Origin of the sequence: Kosakonia oryzendophytica, assembly GCF_027886705.1 — a bacterium.
GTDB lineage: Bacteria > Pseudomonadota > Gammaproteobacteria > Enterobacterales > Enterobacteriaceae > Kosakonia > Kosakonia oryzendophytica.
In genome coordinates this window covers 2,412,427-2,431,984 of sequence record NZ_CP115659.1, presented here as the reverse complement: position 1 = coordinate 2,431,984, position 19,558 = coordinate 2,412,427, and the positions used below count along the sequence as shown (strand labels likewise).

At 53.1% G+C, this 19,558-nt stretch carries 16 protein-coding genes; 8 read left to right on the top strand and 8 right to left on the bottom strand.

Translation table 11 applies throughout. The features are described 5' to 3' along the window. Window positions 1-126 precede the first annotated feature (126 nt). On the top strand, window positions 127-1,116 hold the full coding sequence (locus tag O9K67_RS11865) for a 2-hydroxyacid dehydrogenase (RefSeq protein ID WP_061496118.1): 990 nt from the start codon (window positions 127-129) through the stop codon (window positions 1,114-1,116). 107 nt (window positions 1,117-1,223) lie between these two features. Beyond that, the gene (hslJ, locus tag O9K67_RS11860) at window positions 1,224-1,643 is read left to right on the top strand and encodes a heat shock protein HslJ (RefSeq protein WP_061500051.1); all 420 of its coding nucleotides are present in this window, start codon (window positions 1,224-1,226) and stop codon (window positions 1,641-1,643) included. Here the strand turns inward: hslJ and O9K67_RS11855 are convergent. Beyond that, window positions 1,640-1,909, bottom strand: coding sequence for a putative hemolysin (locus O9K67_RS11855; protein WP_061496120.1), 270 nt, complete (start codon window positions 1,907-1,909; stop codon window positions 1,640-1,642). The two genes, hslJ and O9K67_RS11855, sit on opposite strands and share 4 nt — an antisense overlap. 296 nt (window positions 1,910-2,205) lie before the next feature. Here O9K67_RS11855 and nifJ point away from each other — a divergent pair, with 296 nt between their 5' ends. The 3 genes from nifJ to ttcA all read left to right on the top strand — a co-directional run bounded on the left by nifJ (window position 2,206) and on the right by ttcA (window position 7,170). Then, the gene (gene nifJ, locus O9K67_RS11850; protein WP_061496122.1) at window positions 2,206-5,730 is read left to right on the top strand and encodes a pyruvate:ferredoxin (flavodoxin) oxidoreductase; all 3,525 of its coding nucleotides are present in this window, start codon (window positions 2,206-2,208) and stop codon (window positions 5,728-5,730) included. A gap of 124 nt (window positions 5,731-5,854) precedes the next feature. Continuing rightward, window positions 5,855-6,067, top strand: a complete 213-nt coding sequence (locus O9K67_RS11845; RefSeq protein WP_061496124.1) for a KTSC domain-containing protein — start codon at window positions 5,855-5,857, stop codon at window positions 6,065-6,067. Window positions 6,068-6,234: 167 nt separating this feature from the next. Then, on the top strand, window positions 6,235-7,170 hold the full coding sequence (ttcA, locus tag O9K67_RS11840; protein WP_061496126.1) for a tRNA 2-thiocytidine(32) synthetase TtcA: 936 nt from the start codon (window positions 6,235-6,237) through the stop codon (window positions 7,168-7,170). 43 nt (window positions 7,171-7,213) lie between these two features. Here ttcA and dbpA read toward each other — a convergent pair whose 3' ends face one another. The 4 genes from dbpA to O9K67_RS11820 form a co-directional block, all read right to left on the bottom strand. Beyond that, window positions 7,214-8,587: an ATP-dependent RNA helicase DbpA gene (gene dbpA / locus O9K67_RS11835; RefSeq protein ID WP_061496128.1), complete on the bottom strand. Its 1,374-nt coding sequence runs from the start codon at window positions 8,585-8,587 to the stop codon at window positions 7,214-7,216. Window positions 8,588-8,649: 62 nt separating this feature from the next. Continuing rightward, window positions 8,650-8,799 (bottom strand): proline-rich small protein YnaL, encoded by a 150-nt coding sequence (gene ynaL, locus O9K67_RS11830; protein ID WP_167352643.1) that lies wholly within the window; start codon window positions 8,797-8,799, stop codon window positions 8,650-8,652. Window positions 8,800-9,074: 275 nt separating this feature from the next. Next, window positions 9,075-10,058 carry a zinc transporter ZntB gene (gene zntB / locus O9K67_RS11825; RefSeq protein ID WP_061496130.1) on the bottom strand — a complete coding sequence of 328 codons (984 nt, stop codon included), beginning with the start codon at window positions 10,056-10,058 and terminating at the stop codon, window positions 9,075-9,077. Between the two features lie 144 nt (window positions 10,059-10,202). Next, entirely contained in the window at window positions 10,203-11,384 is a 1,182-nt protein-coding gene (locus tag O9K67_RS11820; RefSeq protein ID WP_061496132.1) for a methyl-accepting chemotaxis protein, read from the bottom strand. Window positions 11,385-11,839: 455 nt separating this feature from the next. On the opposite strand from O9K67_RS11820, the gene O9K67_RS11815 reads away from it, so the two are divergent. After that, the gene (locus O9K67_RS11815) at window positions 11,840-13,975 is read left to right on the top strand and encodes a putative bifunctional diguanylate cyclase/phosphodiesterase (protein ID WP_271044669.1); all 2,136 of its coding nucleotides are present in this window, start codon (window positions 11,840-11,842) and stop codon (window positions 13,973-13,975) included. A 96-nt stretch (window positions 13,976-14,071) separates the two neighbouring features. Beyond that, window positions 14,072-15,292, top strand: coding sequence for a GGDEF domain-containing protein (locus tag O9K67_RS11810; RefSeq protein WP_061496136.1), 1,221 nt, complete (start codon window positions 14,072-14,074; stop codon window positions 15,290-15,292). A gap of 66 nt (window positions 15,293-15,358) precedes the next feature. Here the strand turns inward: O9K67_RS11810 and O9K67_RS11805 are convergent, their stop codons facing one another. Together O9K67_RS11805 and O9K67_RS11800 are read right to left on the bottom strand one after the other, a co-directional pair. Continuing rightward, the gene (locus O9K67_RS11805; RefSeq protein ID WP_061496138.1) at window positions 15,359-15,547 is read right to left on the bottom strand and encodes a YdiH family protein; all 189 of its coding nucleotides are present in this window, start codon (window positions 15,545-15,547) and stop codon (window positions 15,359-15,361) included. A gap of 439 nt (window positions 15,548-15,986) precedes the next feature. Then, the gene (locus O9K67_RS11800) at window positions 15,987-17,603 is read right to left on the bottom strand and encodes a peptide ABC transporter substrate-binding protein (RefSeq protein ID WP_061496140.1); all 1,617 of its coding nucleotides are present in this window, start codon (window positions 17,601-17,603) and stop codon (window positions 15,987-15,989) included. Window positions 17,604-17,790: 187 nt separating this feature from the next. Between O9K67_RS11800 and mpaA the strand changes: the two genes are divergently transcribed. Then, window positions 17,791-18,504, top strand: a complete 714-nt coding sequence (mpaA, locus tag O9K67_RS11795; RefSeq protein WP_061496142.1) for a murein tripeptide amidase MpaA — start codon at window positions 17,791-17,793, stop codon at window positions 18,502-18,504. Here mpaA and ycjG read toward each other — a convergent pair. Next, on the bottom strand, window positions 18,495-19,460 hold the full coding sequence (gene ycjG / locus O9K67_RS11790; protein ID WP_061496144.1) for an L-Ala-D/L-Glu epimerase: 966 nt from the start codon (window positions 19,458-19,460) through the stop codon (window positions 18,495-18,497). The two genes, mpaA and ycjG, sit on opposite strands and share 10 nt — an antisense overlap. Window positions 19,461-19,558: the final 98 nt, after the last annotated feature.

The window sequence follows — 19,558 nt, the reverse complement described above, 5'->3', positions numbered from 1 at the left end:
CCGGTTCAGCCGTTATACTGAATTCAGGCACATTAACCCTACCTGGCATTATCAATTAAATTTGAATGTTTACATAATAATTTTAAAACGTGATAATAAGGGTAGTAAACCATTGGAGAAAGTCTTATGAAACTCGCGGTATATAGCACAAAGCAATACGATAAAAAGTATTTGCAGCATGTTAACAAAGATTATGGCTACGAGCTTGAATTTTTCGACTTTCTGTTAACCGAGAGGACGGCGAAAACGGCCAACGGCAGCGATGGCGTCTGTATATTCGTTAACGATGACGGTAGCCGTCCGGTGTTAGAAGAGTTGAAGAAACACGGCGTGAAGTTTATCGCTCTGCGCTGCGCCGGTTTTAATAATGTCGATTTAGAGGCAGCCAAAGAACTGGGCCTCCGGGTAGTGCGTGTCCCCGCCTACTCGCCGGAAGCCGTTGCAGAACATGCCATTGGCATGATGATGGCGCTGAACCGCCGTATTCACCGTGCCTATCAGCGCACACGTGATGCTAACTTCTCTCTTGAAGGTCTGACCGGTTTTACCATGTACGGCAAAACCGCTGGCGTGATCGGCACGGGCAAGATCGGCGTTGCCGCATTACGCATTCTGAAAGGGTTTGGTATGCGGCTGCTGGCGTTTGATCCGTACCCGAGTGAAGCCGCGCTGGAGCTTGGCGTCGAGTATGTCGACCTGGAAACCCTGTTCTCCCAGGCGGACGTGATCTCCCTACACTGCCCGCTAACGCCGGAAAACTTCCATCTGCTTAACCGCGCCGCCTTTGCGCAGATGAAAGATGGCGTAATGATCATCAACACCAGCCGCGGCGGCTTGATTGACTCGCAGGCGGCGATTGATGCACTGAAAACGCAGAAAATCGGCGCGCTGGGAATGGACGTGTATGAAAACGAGCGCGATCTGTTCTTTGAAGATAAGTCTAATGATGTGATTCAGGACGACGTTTTCCGTCGTCTGTCGGCGTGCCATAACGTGCTGTTTACCGGCCATCAGGCATTCCTTACCGCCGAAGCGCTGATCAGCATTTCCGAAACGACGCTGGAAAACCTGCGCCAGTTACGTGACGGCGAAACCTGCCCGAACGCACTGGTCTGATTGCCGCGCCCCTCAGTACGGGGGCGGCTTTAAGAAAATCCCCGATGACACACCAACGCGGCCTGATACACTGCCGCGTTTTGATGGAAAAGCCCTTAGAGGACGAGATGAAAAAGATCATGACCTTAGTGGCACTGAGCGCGGTGCTTTCTGGCTGCGTCAGTTCACGCAGCGATACCCTGAAACCAGAGCAACTGGCGAACCAGCGATTTGTGCTGGAAACCGTTAACGGCCAACCGGTGCAGTTAACCGGGCAACTGCCGGAAATCAGTTTTGATAAGGACTTACGTGTTTCCGGCAAAATGTGCAACGGCTTTACCGGCCAGGGGAAACTCTCCGGCGGCGAACTGACCGTTAAGCATATGGGTATGACCATGATGTTGTGTGCAGAGCCGCAGCGCAACGAACTGGATCACACCATCAATGAGCTTCTCAGCAACGGTGTGCAGGTAGATCTCACCAACAATCAACTGACGCTGGCGACCGCCAATCAGTCTCTGGTCTACAAGCGCGCGAACAAAGCTTAGTAGCTGCCGCAGCTCCCGGTGGCAAGCGCCTGTTCGCTACAACGTTTGCCATTGGGTAATGCGCACATGCCAACCATCGTGCCGTCGAGCTGACGTGCTGCAGATAATGCACCGCCAACCATTGCGCAATTCGCCTGTCCACCGCTCGACATCGCAGCTTTAAGCCCCGGCGCAACATGCGCGGCAGTGGCTTGTTGAACAGGTTCATTACTACTGCACGCCGACAACAATAACGCGGCACATCCTACCCAAAACGCAGCACGCATTTCTCTTCCCCTTGCCCAAATGGAATTGGCTCTTATTAACGCGAAACCCATGCATGATAGGCAGCGCAGCGCAATACGTCGAGAGCTGAAATGCGTATTTATGCGACCTGAGTACATTTTTTGCGATTTATTGACACTGCAACGCCGGTAAATAGAACAATTCATTGATTAGCGTTATGTCTGAGGACACAAAAGCGAAAATTGCGCGGCAGGCGGTTTGCTAAAATAGAGGAATAATTACAGGACTCGTCGCTGTTATACGCGTCCCTTTTATTTTAGCAATGTAAGGATCGTCTATGATCACGATTGACGGTAATGGCGCGGTCGCCTCCGTTGCGTTTCGCACCAGTGAAGTTATCGCCATTTATCCCATTACCCCCAGCTCAACCATGGCTGAACAGGCGGATGCCTGGGCGGGTAACGGTCTGAAAAACGTCTGGGGGGACACGCCCCGGGTGGTGGAGATGCAGTCTGAGGCAGGTGCTATTGCCGCCGTGCACGGGGCATTGCAGACCGGCGCGCTCTCCACATCGTTTACGTCATCGCAGGGCTTACTGCTGATGATCCCCACATTGTATAAGCTGGCCGGGCAACTGACGCCGTTTGTGCTGCATGTCGCCGCGCGCACTGTTGCTACACATGCATTGTCTATTTTTGGCGATCATTCGGATGTCATGGCCGTCCGCCAGACCGGCTGCGCCATGCTGGCTGCCAGTAGCGTACAAGAAGCACAGGATTTCGCGCTGATATCGCACATGGCGACCCTCAAAAGTCGCGTCCCTTTTATTCATTTCTTTGATGGTTTCCGTACTTCACACGAAATCAATAAGATCATGCCGCTGTCGGATGACACGATCCGCAGTTTGCTGCCGCAGCAGGAAATCGATGCACACCGCGCACGTGCGCTGAATCCGGAACATCCGGTGATCCGCGGAACCTCGGCAAATCCGGACACGTACTTCCAGTCCAGAGAAGCCACCAACCCGTGGTACAACGCGGTTTATGCACATGTTGAACAGGCGATGAACGATTTCGCTGCTGCCACGGGCCGCCAGTATCAGCCGTTTGAATATTACGGACATCCACAGGCCGATCGCGTAATGGTACTGATGGGTTCCGCTATTGGCACCTGCGAAGAAGTGGTGGATGAACTGCTGACGCGCGGCGAAAAAGTCGGCGTACTGAAAGTGCGCCTTTATCGCCCGTTCAGCGCCGCGCATTTGCTCGCTGTCCTGCCGGAAAGCGTGCGAACCCTTGCCGTGCTCGATCGCACCAAAGAACCCGGTGCGCAGGCGGAGCCGTTGTACCTCGATGTGATGACCGCCCTGGCGGAAGCCTTTAATAATGGCGAGCGCGAAACGCTGCCGCGCGTGATTGGCGGTCGCTATGGTTTGTCGTCGAAAGAGTTTGGCCCGGAATGCGTACTGGCCGTGTTCAACGAACTGCGCGCCGCCAAACCCAAAGCCCGCTTCACTGTCGGTATTTATGATGATGTAACAAACCTGTCGCTGCCGCTGCCGGAGAACACCCTTCCCTCACGCGCCAAACTGGAAGCCCTGTTTTACGGGCTGGGCAGCGATGGCAGCGTCTCGGCCACCAAAAACAATATTAAGATTATTGGCAACGCCACGCCGTGGTATGCCCAGGGTTACTTTGTCTACGACTCGAAAAAGGCTGGCGGACTGACGGTCTCGCATTTGCGCGTCAGCGAGCAACCCATCAATTCCGCCTACCTTGTGTCACAGGCGGATTTTGTCGGTTGTCATCAGTTACAGTTTATTGATAAGTACCTGATGGCCGAACGCCTGAAACCAGGCGGCATCTTCCTGCTGAATACACCTTACAGTGCAGACGAAGTATGGGCGCGCCTGCCGCAGGAAGTCCAGGCGGTGCTGAATCAGAAAAATGCTCGCTTCTATGTCATTAATGCGGCAAAAATTGCCCGCGAGTGCGGTCTGGCGGCGCGTATCAACACCGTAATGCAAATGGCGTTCTTCCATCTGACCCATGTGTTGCCGGGTGATAGCGCGCTGGCGGAACTGCAAGGGGCCATTGCCAAAAGCTACAGCAGTAAAGGCCAGGAACTGGTGGAGCGTAACTGGCAGGCGTTAGCGCTGGCGCGCGAGTCGTTGTTCAACGTTCCGCTGCAAGCCGTCGACCCGACCAGCGCACATCGTCCACCGGTGGTTTCTGATGCTGCGCCAGACTTTGTGAAAACCGTGACCGCCGCCATGCTGGCCGGTCTTGGCGATGCGTTGCCGGTCTCCGCTCTGCCGCCGGACGGCACCTGGCCGGTGGGCACGACCCGCTGGGAAAAACGCAATATCGCCGAAGAGATCCCCATCTGGAAAGAGGATCTCTGCACCCAGTGCAACCACTGCGTCGCCGCCTGTCCGCACTCGGCCATTCGAGCCAAAGTGGTGTCACCGCAAGCAATGGAAAATGCACCCGATAGCCTGCATGCATTGGACGTGAAATCCCGCGATATGCGTGGGCAGAAATACGTCTTGCAGGTGGCGCCGGAAGATTGCACTGGCTGTAACCTGTGCGTTGAAGTGTGCCCGGCGAAAGATCGCCAGAACCCGGATATCAAGGCCATCAATATGATGTCGCGCCTTGAGCATGTTGAAGAAGAGAAAGTAAATTATGATTTCTTCCTCAACTTGCCGGAAATCGATCGCAACACACTGGAGCGCATCGATATCCGTACCTCGCAGCTGATTACGCCGCTGTTTGAATACTCCGGTGCCTGTTCTGGCTGCGGTGAAACACCGTATATCAAGCTGCTGACGCAGCTGTATGGCGACCGGATGATGATCGCCAATGCCACCGGCTGTTCGTCGATTTATGGCGGTAACCTGCCTTCCACGCCTTATACCACCGATGCCAATGGCCGCGGCCCGGCATGGGCTAACTCGCTGTTTGAAGACAATGCCGAGTTCGGATTGGGTTTCCGCCTTAGTGTCGATCAGCATCGCCAGCGTGTTATGCGACTGGTCGATCAGTTCGCTGATGCCCTTCCGGCGGAGCTGAATGAGGCGCTGCATGCGGATGCCACACCGGAGGTCAGACGCGAGCAAGTTGCGCAATTACGCACAATACTGGCGAATGTCGCTGGCGCAGAGCAATTGCTCAGGGATGCCGATGCGCTGGTTGAGAAATCGATTTGGCTTATCGGTGGCGATGGCTGGGCCTATGACATCGGTTTTGGCGGTCTGGATCATGTAATGAGCCTGACCGAAAACGTCAATATTCTGGTGCTGGATACCCAGTGTTACTCCAATACCGGCGGTCAGGCCTCCAAAGCCACGCCGCTGGGTGCGGTAACCAAGTTTGGCGAGCACGGGAAACGTAAAGCGCGGAAAGATCTTGGCGTCAGCATGATGATGTACGGCCATGTCTATGTCGCGCAGATTTCGCTCGGCGCACAGCTAAACCAGACGGTGAAAGCCATTCAGGAAGCAGAAGCGTACCCAGGCCCGTCGCTCATCATCGCGTACAGCCCTTGTGAAGAGCATGGATATGATTTGGCACTGAGCCATGATCAGATGCGCCAGCTTACTGCCACCGGCTTCTGGCCACTGTACCGCTACGATCCGCGCCGTGAAGAGGAAGGTAAAATTCCGCTGGCGTTAGATTCCCGCCCGCCATCTGACGCACTGGCGGAGACGCTGCTGAATGAACAGCGCTTCCGTCGCCTGAACGCACAACAGCCGGACGTGGCGGAGCAGTTGTGGAAAGATGCCGCGGTTGATCTGCAAAAACGCTATGACTTCCTGGCGCAACTGGCCGGAAAAGCGGAGAAAAATCAGGCGGAGTAACCGCCAGTGTGTAAAAAGCCACCGGTTAACGCCGGTGGCTTTTTTAACGCACGGATTTCACATGACAGCGGCATGAATGCTGACTAATAATCAGCATTCATGCCACCTGCAAGGAGCGACGTTTATGCATCATCATTCCGTTACATCGTCACGAATCGCTTCTGTAGGTTATGACAGCCTGAACCGCATCCTCGAAATTCGTTTTCATGACAACAGCATTTACCAGTATCGCGACGTACCGGAACGTATTTTCTCGGTGTTTTTAACGGTGGTGTCCAAAGGTCGCTTTTATGATGGCGTGGTTAAGGGCAAATTTCCGGAAAAGAAACTCGCCTGAAAAAGGAGCAGCCAGACTATCACGCGGGCTCCACCCCGCCTTCTTTCCCACAGTGTGATAAAAGTCTGCCTCCGGCGCAAATCATTGCTACAATCCTGCCCTAATAGCGTATGTCTGTCAGCGGTGCCGTACCGGCTGGCGCTAAAAACCGGAATTGAGCCTTTTTCATGTCGCAAAATCAAGAAATTAACAAAAAAGAACAATACAACCTGAATAAATTGCAGAAACGTCTGCGTCGTAACGTGGGCGAAGCCATTGCTGACTTCAATATGATTGAAGAAGGCGATCGCATCATGGTCTGTCTTTCCGGCGGTAAAGACAGCTACACCATGCTGGAAATCCTGCGCAATCTGCAACAGAGCGCGCCGGTCAACTTCTCGCTGGTGGCGGTGAACCTCGACCAGAAGCAACCTGGTTTTCCGGAACATATTCTGCCGCAATATCTGGACACGCTGGGTGTTGAGTACAAGATCGTCGAAGAAAACACCTATGGTATCGTTAAAGAGAAGATCCCCGAGGGGAAAACCACCTGCTCTCTCTGCTCCCGTTTGCGTCGGGGTATTCTGTATCGCACCGCGACGGAACTCGGCGCGACCAAAATCGCGCTGGGACATCACCGTGACGATATCCTGCAAACGCTGTTTTTGAATATGTTCTATGGCGGCAAAATGAAAGGCATGCCGCCTAAATTGATGAGTGATGACGGCAAACATATCGTGATCCGCCCGCTGGCTTACTGCCGCGAAAAAGACATTGAGCGTTTCTCGCAGGCCAAAGGGTTCCCGATCATTCCTTGTAACCTGTGCGGTTCGCAGCCGAACCTGCAGCGTCAGGTGATTGCCGATATGCTGCGCGACTGGGATAAACGCTACCCAGGCCGGATTGAAACCATGTTCAGCGCGATGCAGAACGTGGTGCCGTCGCACCTGAGCGACATTAATCTGTTCGACTTTAAAGGTATCAACCACGACTCTGAGGTGGTCAACGGCGGCGACCTGGCGTTCGATCGCGAAGAGATCCCGTTGCAGCCCGCAGGCTGGCAGCCGGAAGATGACGACGCGCAACTGGACGAGCTGCGACTTAACGTTATTGAGGTGAAGTGATCCTCTGGCCTCTCTGATGTGTGAGTCAGAGAGGCTTTCCGATTTACTTCAGTAACCGCACACGGCAGGCCTTGCCTTTGATTTTCCCGTTCTGCAACTGTTTCCATGCCTGGTGCGCCACGCTCTGGCGTACTGCGACGTAAACGTGAGCCGGATGGACGGTGATTTTACCGATATCCTCGCCGTTTAACCCCATATCTCCGGTCAGTGCACCGAGCACATCCCCCGGACGCATTTTGGCCTTTTTACCGCCGTCAATGCACAGCGTCGCCATTTCCGCTTCAAGCGGGGCGATCCTGACATTTGACGGAGCAGTAAGCCAGTTCAGCTTCAGTTGCAGCATTTCGCTGAGAATGTTCGCGCGCTGCGCCTCTTCCGGCGCGCACAAGCTGATGGCAAGACCGCTGTTTCCCGCACGCGCAGTACGACCAATGCGGTGAACGTGGACTTCCGGATCCCATGCCAGCTCATAGTTGACCACCAGCTCAAGCGATTTAATGTCCAGGCCCCGCGCCGCCACATCGGTGGCGACCAGCACGCGAGCGCTGCCATTGGCAAAACGCACCAGCGTCTGGTCGCGGTCGCGCTGTTCCAGATCGCCATGCAGAGCCAGCGCATCCTGCCCTGCGTCATTCAGCGCATCACACACCTCCTGGCAATCTTTCCGGGTGTTGCAGAACACCACACAGGATGCGGGCTGATGCTCGCTGAGCAGTTTTTGCAGCAGGCTAATTTTGCCGTGACGAGAGACCTCAAAGAATTGTTGTTCAACCGCAGGCAACGCATCGACAGTGTCGATTTCGATTGTCTCAGGATTGCGCTGTACCCGACCGCTGATTGCCGCTATCGCTTCTGGCCAGGTAGCGGAAAACAACAGGGTTTGACGTGTGACCGGCGCAAAGCGGATCACTTCATCAATGGCGTCGCTGAATCCCATATCCAGCATCCGATCAGCTTCATCCATCACCAGCGTTTGCAGGTTATCCAGCGACACGGTGTTTTTTTGCAGGTGATCCAGCAGACGACCGGGTGTGGCGACAATAATGTGCGGCGCATGCTGCAACGAATCACGCTGTGCGCCAAATGGCTGCCCGCCGCACAGTGTCAGCACTTTAATATTCGGCATGAATCGCGCCAGACGACGCAATTCGCTGGCAACCTGATCGGCCAGTTCGCGCGTCGGACAAAGGATCAGTGACTGCGTCTGAAAGCGGCTGGCGTCAATATGCTGCAACAGGCCCAGGCCGAACGCCGCTGTTTTACCGCTCCCGGTTTTTGCCTGCACGCGCACATCTTTTCCGGCGAGAATGGCTGGCAGCGCGGCGGCCTGTACCGGTGTCATGGTGAGATAGCCCAGTTCGTTAAGGTTAGCGATCTGGGCTGCGGGCAAGGTATTCAACGTTGAAAAAGCGGTCACAGTATATTCTCGTGGTAAAAGGCTTACGTTCAGCAGGCGCGTATCCTCTCAGATCTACCCGGTTAACGCGACAACTTAATCGGTTCTTCATCCGGCGGCGGGTCTGGCAACGGCTGCGGACGCGGGATCGGATCGGGAACCGGTACCGGGTCGACCGGGATCGGATCGGTGGGTAAAGAGTTCGCGGGATGCGTTAAGGTAAGATGCGACATATTGACCTCCATAAAGGACAGGTAACACCTTAAAGGTAGAAGCTCATGGCGCGGAGGCAAAAAAAAAGCCGACTCATTAAGTCGGCGTCGTACGAATCAATTGTGCTATGCAGTAATTCAAAAAAGGAAGTAAGACAATATGGAGCGCAACGCCCATCGCTTGACGTTGCATTCACCTGCGAGATAAATATTGCCTTGAACAGGTATGTCATATATTGACCTGGCGCAAGTTACATGGCGTTTTTATGTTCAATTTTTGTTAAAAACGTTAAATTTTACAGCCAGTTACTGCGCCGCAACCACCAGGTAACACCCCCGATCAACACGACCAACATCAGGCAGAATATGGAGAAGCCAAGGTGCCAGCCACCGCCGGGAATACCCCCCAGGTTTACGCCAAAAAGTCCGGTCAAAAACGTGCTGGGCAAAAAAACCATCGCCATTAACGACATGGTATAGGTTCTGCGCGCCAGCGACTCCTGCATCACCTGAGTGATCTCATCGGTCATGACTCCCGTACGCGCAATGCAGGCATCGATTTCATCCAGCCCACGGCCTAACCGGTCTGCAATATCCTTCATTCGTTGGCGCTGATCGTCGTTCATCCACGGCAAACGTTCACTGGCGAGACGGGCAAAAACATCACGTTGCGGCGCCATATAACGGCGCATCACAATCAACTGCTTGCGTAACAGTGCCAGAATACCGCGCGGCGGAATTTGCTGGTCGAGCAGGTTATCTTCAAGATCGATAATTCGGTCATGCAGCGCCTCGATAAACTCACTGGCGTGATCGGTCAGTGCATCGCAAACGTCAACCAGCCAGCCGCCGCAGTCAACAGGTCCGGTACCTTCCTCAAGTTCACTCACAACATCATCCAGCGCCAGGACTTTGCGTTGACGTGTCGAGACGATCATTCGCTCGTCCATATATAAACGTACGGCCACCAGCTGGTCTGGTCGCTCATCGGTGCTGCCATTGATGCAACGCAGCGTGATAAGCGTCCCCTCCCCCATGCGGCTCACTCTGGGCCGCATACTTTCGCCCGACAACGCATTGCGCACGCTGTTCGGCAGCACTGGCGTCGATGCCAGCCACTGGGCGCTCTCCGGATTCGTATAATTGAGATGCACCCAGCACGGCGTACGCTGAGTAATGACATCATCATCTTCCAGCGGTTTTACACCGCCTTTTCCGTCCAGTAGCCATGCAAAGACGGCGTCCGGCACTTTTACATCGGTTCCTGTTATGGCTTCCACAGCGCCTCCACAATCAACATGGTGTTGTTTGTCAGTCTAGCCGTATGGAAACGTTAAGCAATCATCACGCTGAATTTGTTAACAAATTTTTTCACAAAACAAAAAAGCCCGGTTACCCGGGCCTGTCTGACAGCACACCTCTTCTCAGAACGAGTGCCAGAAATGTTCCTGATTACCCACCGCAGGTACAGCTGCCGGTATCGGATCAAGCCGTTTCTCCACCGGAGGTGTCGCCACTGCGCGCCCTCCCGCCTCCAGGCGGAACTTGCCGGTACGGTGCTGTAACTCTTCAACCTGATGTTTCAGGACATCGGAAGAACCTGCCAGCTCATCAACCATGGTCACGTTGCTCTGCGTGACCTGTTCCAGTTCAGCCAGCGCCAGCGTAATTTGTGAAATACCTTTCTCTTGTTGCAGAGTGGTAACGGCTATCTCATCCATCAATTTGCTGACCACGCTGGCCCCGGAAACGATGTCATGCATATTCTTCTCTGCTTCGCCCACAACCGCAGCACCTTGCGTCACGTTGTTGGTCGTTACGGCGATCAGCGTCTTGATGTTTTTCGCGGCTTCAGCGCTGCGATGTGCCAGATTGCGTACTTCCTCCGCCACCACCGAGAAACCTTTGCCATGATCGCCAGCCCGTGCGGCCTCGACCGCTGCGTTCAACGCCAGGATATTGGTCTGGAATGCAATACCGTCAATCAGGGAGATGATTTCTGTCATCTGATCGGCGCAGTCGGTAATAGATTGCATATTCTGCGCCACCTGGCCCATTAACGTCCCCCCTTTAAGGGCACTTGCGCTCGCCTCTTTTGCCCGGCTACTGGCCAGGCGGGTATTGTCGGCGTTATTTTTGGTACTGGAAGCCATCTCCTCCATACTGGAAGCCGTTTGCACCAGAGACGCAGATTGTTGCTCGGTCTTCACGGAAAGCTCTTCGCTGCGGGTGGCCAACTGCGCCGACAGATCCAATGCAGCATCCGAAGAGGAACGAATTTCTTTGACCAGTGCTGCAATGCTGCGGGCAAGACTGTTGATGCCGGGAATCAATCGCCCGGCGCAATTATTACCGAATTCCGGAATAACAATAGAAAGATTTCCGGCGGTTACCGCTTCAATACTTTTTTTGACGGTATTAATTGGCGTGACCAGGTAATATGTCATATATAGCCACAATAACCCCAGGGATGTCAGTGAAACGACGCTGGTTGCAGCAAACAAAACACTATTTTTTGAGATAACGATCACTAACAATTCAATAATTATGAAAGTCGTCATCAGGAATAAAATAATAAATGTTCTTACACTAATATTCTTTAACATAATGACACCAACGAAAACACCAGGAGGGGTTATGATCCTTATAGCATCCGGATTCCACTTTGACACTGTGAAATTGACGTAGCAAAATGTTCACCTTTTAATTGTCATGATTTCGGCTAATCCAGCACAATAAACCTGAATCAGCGCCAGAAACCAGTAGTATGCATTGAATTGCGCTAAAAATTCCCGCCCTGCCTCTGAAATATATCATATAGAATTCGTCACCCTGGAGTTCATTTTTTCGGTTCAGCACGTTTAAATGCATTTAAATAATGCTTAAACGCTTCATTTTATTTAATGTTATTGCCCATCAGGTCGATTAATAAAGTAAGTTGCAAGGTGGGTTTAATTCGCACATGTAATAATAAAGCGAACGCGACCATTAATTTCATCAGGTTAGCTGCTAAAATTAGTGCCAGGATTAGCTAACAACTTTTGCCCGTGTGGATTGCATGATGCTCTATGTTTCGTGGGGTCCCATTCTGATCGGCATCTCTTTTTTAGTGGCATTCATTGCTTCTTTTGTTGCATTGGATAGCGCCGGGAAAGTCATGTCATCTGAGCCGTGGATAGCAATGTTCTGGCGTGTTGCTGGCGGTGCCACGCTGGGCATGGGCATCTGGTCAATGCATTTTGTCGGGATGCTGGCAATGAAAATCCCTATGATGATGCATTACGACCTGCCGTTAACCATTCTCTCTTTCCTGGTTGCTTTACTGGCGGCGACACTGACCATCAATATTGCCGTAAGTAACAATCCCCTGTCTAAAAAACGTCTGCTGCTCGCCACACTGCTTCTGAGCACAGGCGTTGTGGCAATGCACAACCTCGGTATGGCCGCCATGATGGGGTTTGTGACAATTTACTGGAATGTCGCTCGCATCGTGCTATCCATCGTTATCGCTTTTTTCAGTGCAGGCGCTGCATTGTGGCTGGCATTCAGCCTGCGGCAGAATACACACAGCGTCTTTATTAACCGTGTTTTCGCTGCGTTTGTTATGGGTGTGTCGATTTGCGTCGTGCATTACACTGGCATGAGCGCCGCGACATTCAGTAGCGATGGCTCCGGGATCATTGTGCGCAGTAATGCACTGCATCTGATGAGCGCGGGCGTAGGCGAACTGGGACTCTCGCTGTGGGTTGCCACCACGACGCTCGTGATCTTCGGCATTATGCTATTTATCTCGATGATTGACTCTCAGCTGCGCACATCCCGCCTGACCAACAGCTTGCGCCAGTTGAATCAACAGCTGGAAAAACAGGCGTATTACGACGCACTCACCGGGCTGGCGAACCGTATTCAGCTCGATCTCCTGCTGGAGAACTGCCTTAACCGCGCAAAAGACGAGCAGACCACCTTTGCCCTGATTTATATGGATCTGGATCGTTTTAAACTGGTAAATGATGCCTGGGGACACCATATCGGCGATCGGTTGTTGGTGGCCGTTGCCACACGGCTTTCCGCTTGCCTGAGTCAAAAAATGTCGCTGGCGCGTCTTGGCGGCGATGAATTCATGTTGCTGGTACCTGACACCAGCGAAGCAGAGATTGAGACGTTGATACGCCGTATGGTCACGACAATACAGCATCCTTTCTATGAACTGAGCCATGTTATTAATGTCTCGCTCAGCGCCGGCGTAAGCTACTTCCCCGAGCACGGTAAAACAGCGCACGAACTGAAATTAAAGGCCGACACCGCGATGTACAGCGTTAAGCAGGAAGGACGCAACGGGTGGGCGGTCTATCACACGGCTATGGCGCAAAAAACCGCAGAAGCCCCTCTCTTTTTACAGGATCTGTCGCAAGCGCTATCACGAAATCAGTTTGAGCTATGGTATCAACCGCAATACACCGCCCCGGGTCATACACTGTGCGGTTTCGAAGCGCTGTTGCGCTGGCGTCATCCGCAGCATGGGATTTTGCTGCCGGGCGTGTTTTTGCCGCTGCTGGAAAAAACCGGGTTAATTATTTCCGTTGGCCACTGGGTCATTGATGCTGCCTGTCGTCAGTTGCATCACTGGAACAATCAGGGGTTCACGCAGCTTAAGCTGGCAATCAACCTCTCACCCACGCAGTTTGAACAGCACGACATTTACGATCTGATTGCAGACTCGCTGGCGCGTTATCATATCGACCCGGCGCAGTTAACACTGGAAGTGACGGAAAACACGGCACTTAAAAATATCGATCGTAGCGTGCAGTTATTGAACCGTTTTTCGCAACTGGGGATCACCGTGGCTATTGATGATTTTGGCACCGGTTATTCCAATATGTTGATGCTGAAAAAACTCCCCGCGACAGAACTGAAAATCGATAAAAGTTTTGTGAAGGACATTCGTGATAATAGCCGTAATGTCAAAATCGTCTCGACCATTATCGATATTGCTCACTCCATGAATATGCATGTAGTGGCGGAAGGCATTGAAACACAGGAACAACATGCGCTACTGACTCACCTGGGATGTTCGTACATGCAGGGTTTTCTTTTTGCCCGTCCCTTACCTGTTGAAAAAATCTCAGCGCTGCTCCATCAAAAAACGTTTGCGTTATCACTGGAATGTTCAGAGTCGTCACAAAAAAAACCTGCATAACACCTTATTTTTCAGGTATGTTGCAATAAAGTAATTGCATTGCCGCGATGATATGTCTGTTGCAACCTGGCAACATGTGCGATACGGGGAGTAACGATGCTGAAACATCACCTGGAAGCCCTGGATATTCTTGATACCCCGGTGTGGGTGGTTATCCCTGACACAGAAACGTTGCTGTTTGCCAATAAAAAGGCGAAAAAGCTGTCGGCAGGCCGCACACTCAGTGAAATGCGTAATGGAACTTATTCGGCCTATGCACAACACAGCCTGTCAATGTATCTGCCCGGTTTGCAAAATCAGGATGAAGTGGTCGAAATCTGGAGCATCGGCCCTGTATCTGAAGAGACCAGCCTCAGTTGCCGGGCGTCGCTGCGTGAACTGGAGGATGTTGGCGACGTTCTGATCTTCGAAGGGATTTACGGACTGACGCCCACGATCCCTAAAACCAGTCGTGCGGCGGCTTATCAGTCGCGTAAACAAGGCTTTTACGCTCGTTTCTTTTATACGACTTCCGCCCCCATGCTGCTTATCGATACGGCCCGCGATGGCAGAATCGTTGATGCTAATCTCGCTGCACTCCATTTTTACGGCTACGATCGCGAAGAGATGTGCCAAAAACATACCTGGGAAATCAACACACTTGGGCGCAGCGTTTTGCCGATTATGTCGGAAATATCCCGGCTGCCGGGTGGACATAAGCCATTGAATTTCATCCACCAGCTTGCAGATGGTTCCACGCGGCACGTTCAGACCTACGCCGGGCCGATTGAGATTTACGGTGAGCGGCTGATGCTGTGCATCATTCACGATATTACTGAGCAAAAGCGCCTTGAACAGGAGCTGGAGTACGCCGCACACCGCGATGCGCTGACCGGTCTGCTCAATCGTCGACAGTTTTACCACTTCGCGGAACAAAACCAGACGGGTTCACCGGATTTCTCTTTACTGCTGGTGGATACCGATCACTTTAAACATATTAACGACCAGTTCGGGCATCAGCGCGGCGACGAGGTACTGATCGCCCTGGCGCGTACGCTTGAAGCGACCTGTCGTACCGATGATCATGTGTTTCGCTGGGGCGGTGAGGAGTTTCTGCTTTTACTGCCCAACACATCCCTTGATGTCGCATTAGCGGTGGCGGAAGCGGTGCGTCAGGCTGTGGCGAGTATCACCATGCCGGGTCTGCCGGGCCTCACTGTCAGCATTGGCGTTGCTCGTCATCTGCCAGATGAAAGCCTGGATGAACTGTTTAAACGGGTGGATGAAGCGCTGTACCGCGCAAAGAACAATGGCCGTAACCAGGTGCTTGCCGCCTGAGTGCAGGCAAAAAAAGCGCCCGTTCTGCGGGCGCATCTTTTTGCTGAATGACAGCTTTGCGTTAAATTAGTGGATACCCAGCCGCCAGGCAAAATCGATCTCTTCTTTGAGTTCCGTGTGCGACAGCGTAAGCAAATCTTCGAACTCCAGCCTGAGCTGTTTGAGTTTTTTTAAGTACTCAGCTGGGGTCAATGCGCTTTTGTCACGACGCAGATACTCAATAGCCAGTCGGGTCGGGTCTAATTCACTCTCCATAATGTCCTCGTAAGTGATGAAAACCTCACCACTATAGCACAAATGTATGCTTGTTTTTTGACCAAAATCGTAAAGACGGCGGCTTTACATCAGCAAAAAGGCGGCAAGAAGCAGCAAACGCATCACCCGCACGAAAAAAGGGTTGCAGCATCAAATGATAAAGATTATCTTTCTCAACAATCAATACCTGAGTGAATCAGTCAGGTATTGATTACGACATTGCTCACATTGCTTCCAGTATTTTTTGCCCGCTCAATGAAGCGGGCTTTTTTTACTGAAGGAACAAGCAGATCGCCGACGTTAACGCTATCGCCTCCTTATTTCCTCCATTGTGCCTTCACATTCCTTAAGTAAAATTAATGGACTCCTGCTTAGACAGGAACCATTCCGTAATCAATGAGTTTCCCCTTACTTCCCGTGATGTAAGGGGATTTTTTTGTCAGTGTTTCAGCAAATACATCGTGCGCGTATAGGCAACATCTTCCGGGTTATTAATCGGGTAACCCTTGAGCCACGGTTTGATCAAACGCCCGTTGCTGTACTGATAGATTGGCGCAATCGGCGCTTTCTCCGCAATGATATGCTCCGCCTCGTTATAATCCGCATTACGCGCTGTGGCGTTGGTCTCCTGCGACGCCTGGTTAAGCACTTTGTCGTAAACTGCATCGTTGAAACGCGCTATATTGCTGCTGCTGGTAGAGGTCAACACGGAGAGGAATGTTGACGGTTCATTGTAGTCTCCTACCCATGATGCGCGGATCACGTCAAAATTCCCGCTGTTGCGGCTATCAATGTAGGTTTTCCATTCCTGATTCTGCAATGTCACCTCTGCGCCAAGATTCTTTTTCCACATCGATGCCACCGCGATGGCGATTTTCTGGTGATTCTCGGAGGTGTTGTACAGCAGGGTAAGTTTCAACGGTCTCTGTGGCCCATATCCGGCTGCCTGTAGCAGCGTTTTTGCCTGTGCGTTGAGCTCTGCCTGGCTCATGTGTTCAATCTGCGACGGTTGCGGTTCAAACCCGGCGGTTACATCGGGTGTAAAACGCCAGGCTGGTTTTTCTCCAGTGCCAAGCACTTTTTCCGCCATGATCCGTCGATCGATGGTCATGCTCAGCGCCAGACGCACGCGGGCATCGGCGGTTGGCCCTTTCTGGGTGTTAAACGCGTAGTAATACGTCCCCAACTGCGGCGGCGTATAGACCTGCCCCGGAATGTCTTTCAGCAATTTTTGATAGAGGTTTTTCGGAAACGACTCGGTAATGTCGATATCGTTCGCCAGATAGCGTTTTGTGGCGGCAGACTCCTGGTTGATCGGCACAAAGGTCACCTTCTGGATCACCGTTTTGCCATTATCCCAGTACTGTTTATTGGGTTGGAGCACCAGTTTCTCATTGACCACACGATCGGCCAGCACATACGCCCCATTCCCCACCAGATTACCCGGACGCGTCCACTCTGCACCGCTTTCAACATTGGCCTTCTGAACCGGGTAGAACGCGAAACTGGCCGCTAGACTGGGGAACCATGGTAGCGGTTTATCCAGTTGCACTCGTAGGGTGTGCGCATCTACTGCACTGACACCAAGCTGGTCCGGCGTCATTTTACCGTCGGTCACGTTTTTAGCATTGGCAATCCCCGCCAGGGCGGCGAAACCGGCGAATGGCGAGGTGGTTTTTGGGTCGACAAGCCGCTGCCAACTGTAAACAAAGTCCTGCGCAGTGACCGGGGTGCCATCGGACCACTTCGCATTATCACGCAGCGTGAAGGTCCAGATACGGTTATCGCTGCTTTGCCATTTGGACGCCACGCCTGCAACAATTTCGCCCTTCTCATTCTGGTTAACCAGGCCTTCATACAGATCGCGGATCACCTGAATTTCCGGCAGGCCGACCGCTTTGGCTGGATCCAGCGTCGCCGGTTCATCTTTGATATGCCGAACCAGCTCTTGTTTTGCCGCCAGTTGTGTACCTGGCGGCACATCTGCGGCCAGTGAAACAGAAGAAAAACCGCACAGCCAGAGCGCGCAGCTCAACATAGAAAGTCGATGCGTCATAGGATCCCCTTGTGATGTGTCATTCCCGGCGAAAGATTAGGTAATTATTTGTTTTAAAACGAAGGAATGCAAACAGCGAGAGGAGAAACATTGATGATGGACAGCAATTTAACCGGCGTGGCATGATTTGCCTCGCCCCGCTTTATGTTTACACTTGCTCTAAGGCCACCACAGAAAAAGGATGCTTATGTCTGCCACACGACCACGTCCGCAGCGCGGCGCGTTTGCCCACCGTAGTGAAGAGTTTGGCCGCTCACAGCTGGGGGCACCGTTACTCTGGTTCCCTGCGCCGACGGCAACCCGCGAAAGCGGCCTGATCATTGCCGGGACGCATGGCGATGAAAACGCCTCTATCGTGACGCTCTCCTGCGCTTTACGCACGCTGGCCCCCGAGCTGCGCCACCATCATGTGGTGCTGGCGGTCAATCCAGACGGTTGCCAGCTTGGTTTGCGGGCCAACGCGAGGGGGGTCGATCTCAATCGCAACTTCCCAGCCGCGAACTGGAAAGCGGGCGAGACGGTTTACCGCTGGAACAGCGCAGCAGAAGACCGCGATGTGGTGTTGTTAACCGGCGATTCGCCCGGATCCGAGCCCGAAACCCAGGCGTTGTGCCGGTTGATTCATCGCATTCACCCCGCCTGGGTGGTCACTTTCCACGATCCGCTGGCCTGCGTGGAAGACCCACGAGAAAGCCCCCTTGGGCAGTGGTTATCTGCCCGTTTTTCTCTCCCGCTGGTGACCAGCGTCGGTTACGAAACACCGGGGTCATTTGGGAGCTGGTGCGCAGACATTGACCTGCACTGCATCACTGTTGAATTCCCACCGATCTCCGCCGATGACGCCAGCGAAAAATACCTCGCCGCGATGACAGCGTTACTGCACTGGGATCCTCAAAGGTGAAGCTCACCGGTGGTAAAGCGTAATGCCGGTTCGACATCCACCGCCAGCCAGGTGGGGCCATCGAGGTCGGCAAATCGCACCCGGTTTGCCAGCGGCAGCGCCGCGCTGATGGCGCGCGAGGTACAGATCATGCAACCCAGCATCAGCTGAAACCCTTGCTCAACTGCCGCATCGGCCAGCGCCAGCGCTTCGGTCAGCCCACCTGCTTTATCAAGCTTGATGTTCACCATCTCATAGCGCCCCTGTAACGCGGGCAGGCTTGCTCGCGTGTGGCAACTCTCATCCGCACAAATCGGCAGTGGATGAATAAAGTTGGCAAGCACATCATCTTTACCGGCGGGGAGCGGCTGTTCGAGCATCGCCACGCCGAGATCGGCAAGAAGCTGGCACCGTGCCGCCAGACCTTCGCTATGCCAGGACTCGTTTGCATCAACGATCAAGATGGCGTTGGGTGCCGCGGCACGGATCGCCACCAGTCGTTCACTGATCAAATGATCGTCGAGCTTCACTTTCAGTAATTGCGCTCCCTTTTCGCATAGCGCAGCTGCACTGGCAGCCATCTGCTCCGGCGTACCAATCACGACGGTTTGCGCCGTTACGAGGGTGTGCGGCAGGGTGACACCCATGTAATCCACCAGCGCCATCGTCGCTTTACGTGAAGCGAGATCCCACAGCGCGCAATCCACCGCGTTCCGCGCAGCACCTGCGGGCAGCAAGGTTTGCAGATCATCGCGGGTGAGACGATTTTCCAGTTGTGGCGCGATGGTCATGATTTGCGCCATCACCGAGGCCTCGCTCTCCCCATAGCGTGGATAGGGTGTACATTCCCCCACTGCTTTGATGCCATCTTCTTCCAGTTCCACCACCACCACGCGCGCTTCGTTACGGGAGCCACGCGCAATCACAAACGGTGTATGCAGCGGCCAGGTTTCCTCATACACTTTAACGGTTCGCATTCCTCACTCCTCTGCTGCACTGTAAACCAGTATAGATAAGAAAATTGGTTTGCCGTGTTCTCTGCGGATGACATACACTATCGATGACGTTAACTATT

Bases quoted from the DNA above. Each gene is read 5' to 3' on its own strand.
- O9K67_RS11865 (WP_061496118.1), top strand. From the start codon at position 127: ATGAAACTCGCGGTATATAGCACAAAGCAATACGATAAAAAGTATTTG.
- hslJ (WP_061500051.1), top strand. From the start codon at position 1,224: ATGAAAAAGATCATGACCTTAGTGGCACTGAGCGCGGTGCTTTCTGGC.
- O9K67_RS11855 (WP_061496120.1), bottom strand. From the start codon at position 1,909: ATGCGTGCTGCGTTTTGGGTAGGATGTGCCGCGTTATTGTTGTCGGCG.
- nifJ (WP_061496122.1), top strand. From the start codon at position 2,206: ATGATCACGATTGACGGTAATGGCGCGGTCGCCTCCGTTGCGTTTCGC.
- O9K67_RS11845 (WP_061496124.1), top strand. From the start codon at position 5,855: ATGCATCATCATTCCGTTACATCGTCACGAATCGCTTCTGTAGGTTAT.
- ttcA (WP_061496126.1), top strand. From the start codon at position 6,235: ATGTCGCAAAATCAAGAAATTAACAAAAAAGAACAATACAACCTGAAT.
- ynaL (WP_167352643.1), bottom strand. From the start codon at position 8,799: ATGTCGCATCTTACCTTAACGCATCCCGCGAACTCTTTACCCACCGAT.
- O9K67_RS11820 (WP_061496132.1), bottom strand. From the start codon at position 11,384: ATGTTAAAGAATATTAGTGTAAGAACATTTATTATTTTATTCCTGATG.
- O9K67_RS11815 (WP_271044669.1), top strand. From the start codon at position 11,840: ATGCTCTATGTTTCGTGGGGTCCCATTCTGATCGGCATCTCTTTTTTA.
- O9K67_RS11810 (WP_061496136.1), top strand. From the start codon at position 14,072: ATGCTGAAACATCACCTGGAAGCCCTGGATATTCTTGATACCCCGGTG.
- O9K67_RS11805 (WP_061496138.1), bottom strand. From the start codon at position 15,547: ATGGAGAGTGAATTAGACCCGACCCGACTGGCTATTGAGTATCTGCGT.
- O9K67_RS11800 (WP_061496140.1), bottom strand. From the start codon at position 17,603: ATGACGCATCGACTTTCTATGTTGAGCTGCGCGCTCTGGCTGTGCGGT.
- mpaA (WP_061496142.1), top strand. From the start codon at position 17,791: ATGTCTGCCACACGACCACGTCCGCAGCGCGGCGCGTTTGCCCACCGT.
- ycjG (WP_061496144.1), bottom strand. From the start codon at position 19,460: ATGCGAACCGTTAAAGTGTATGAGGAAACCTGGCCGCTGCATACACCG.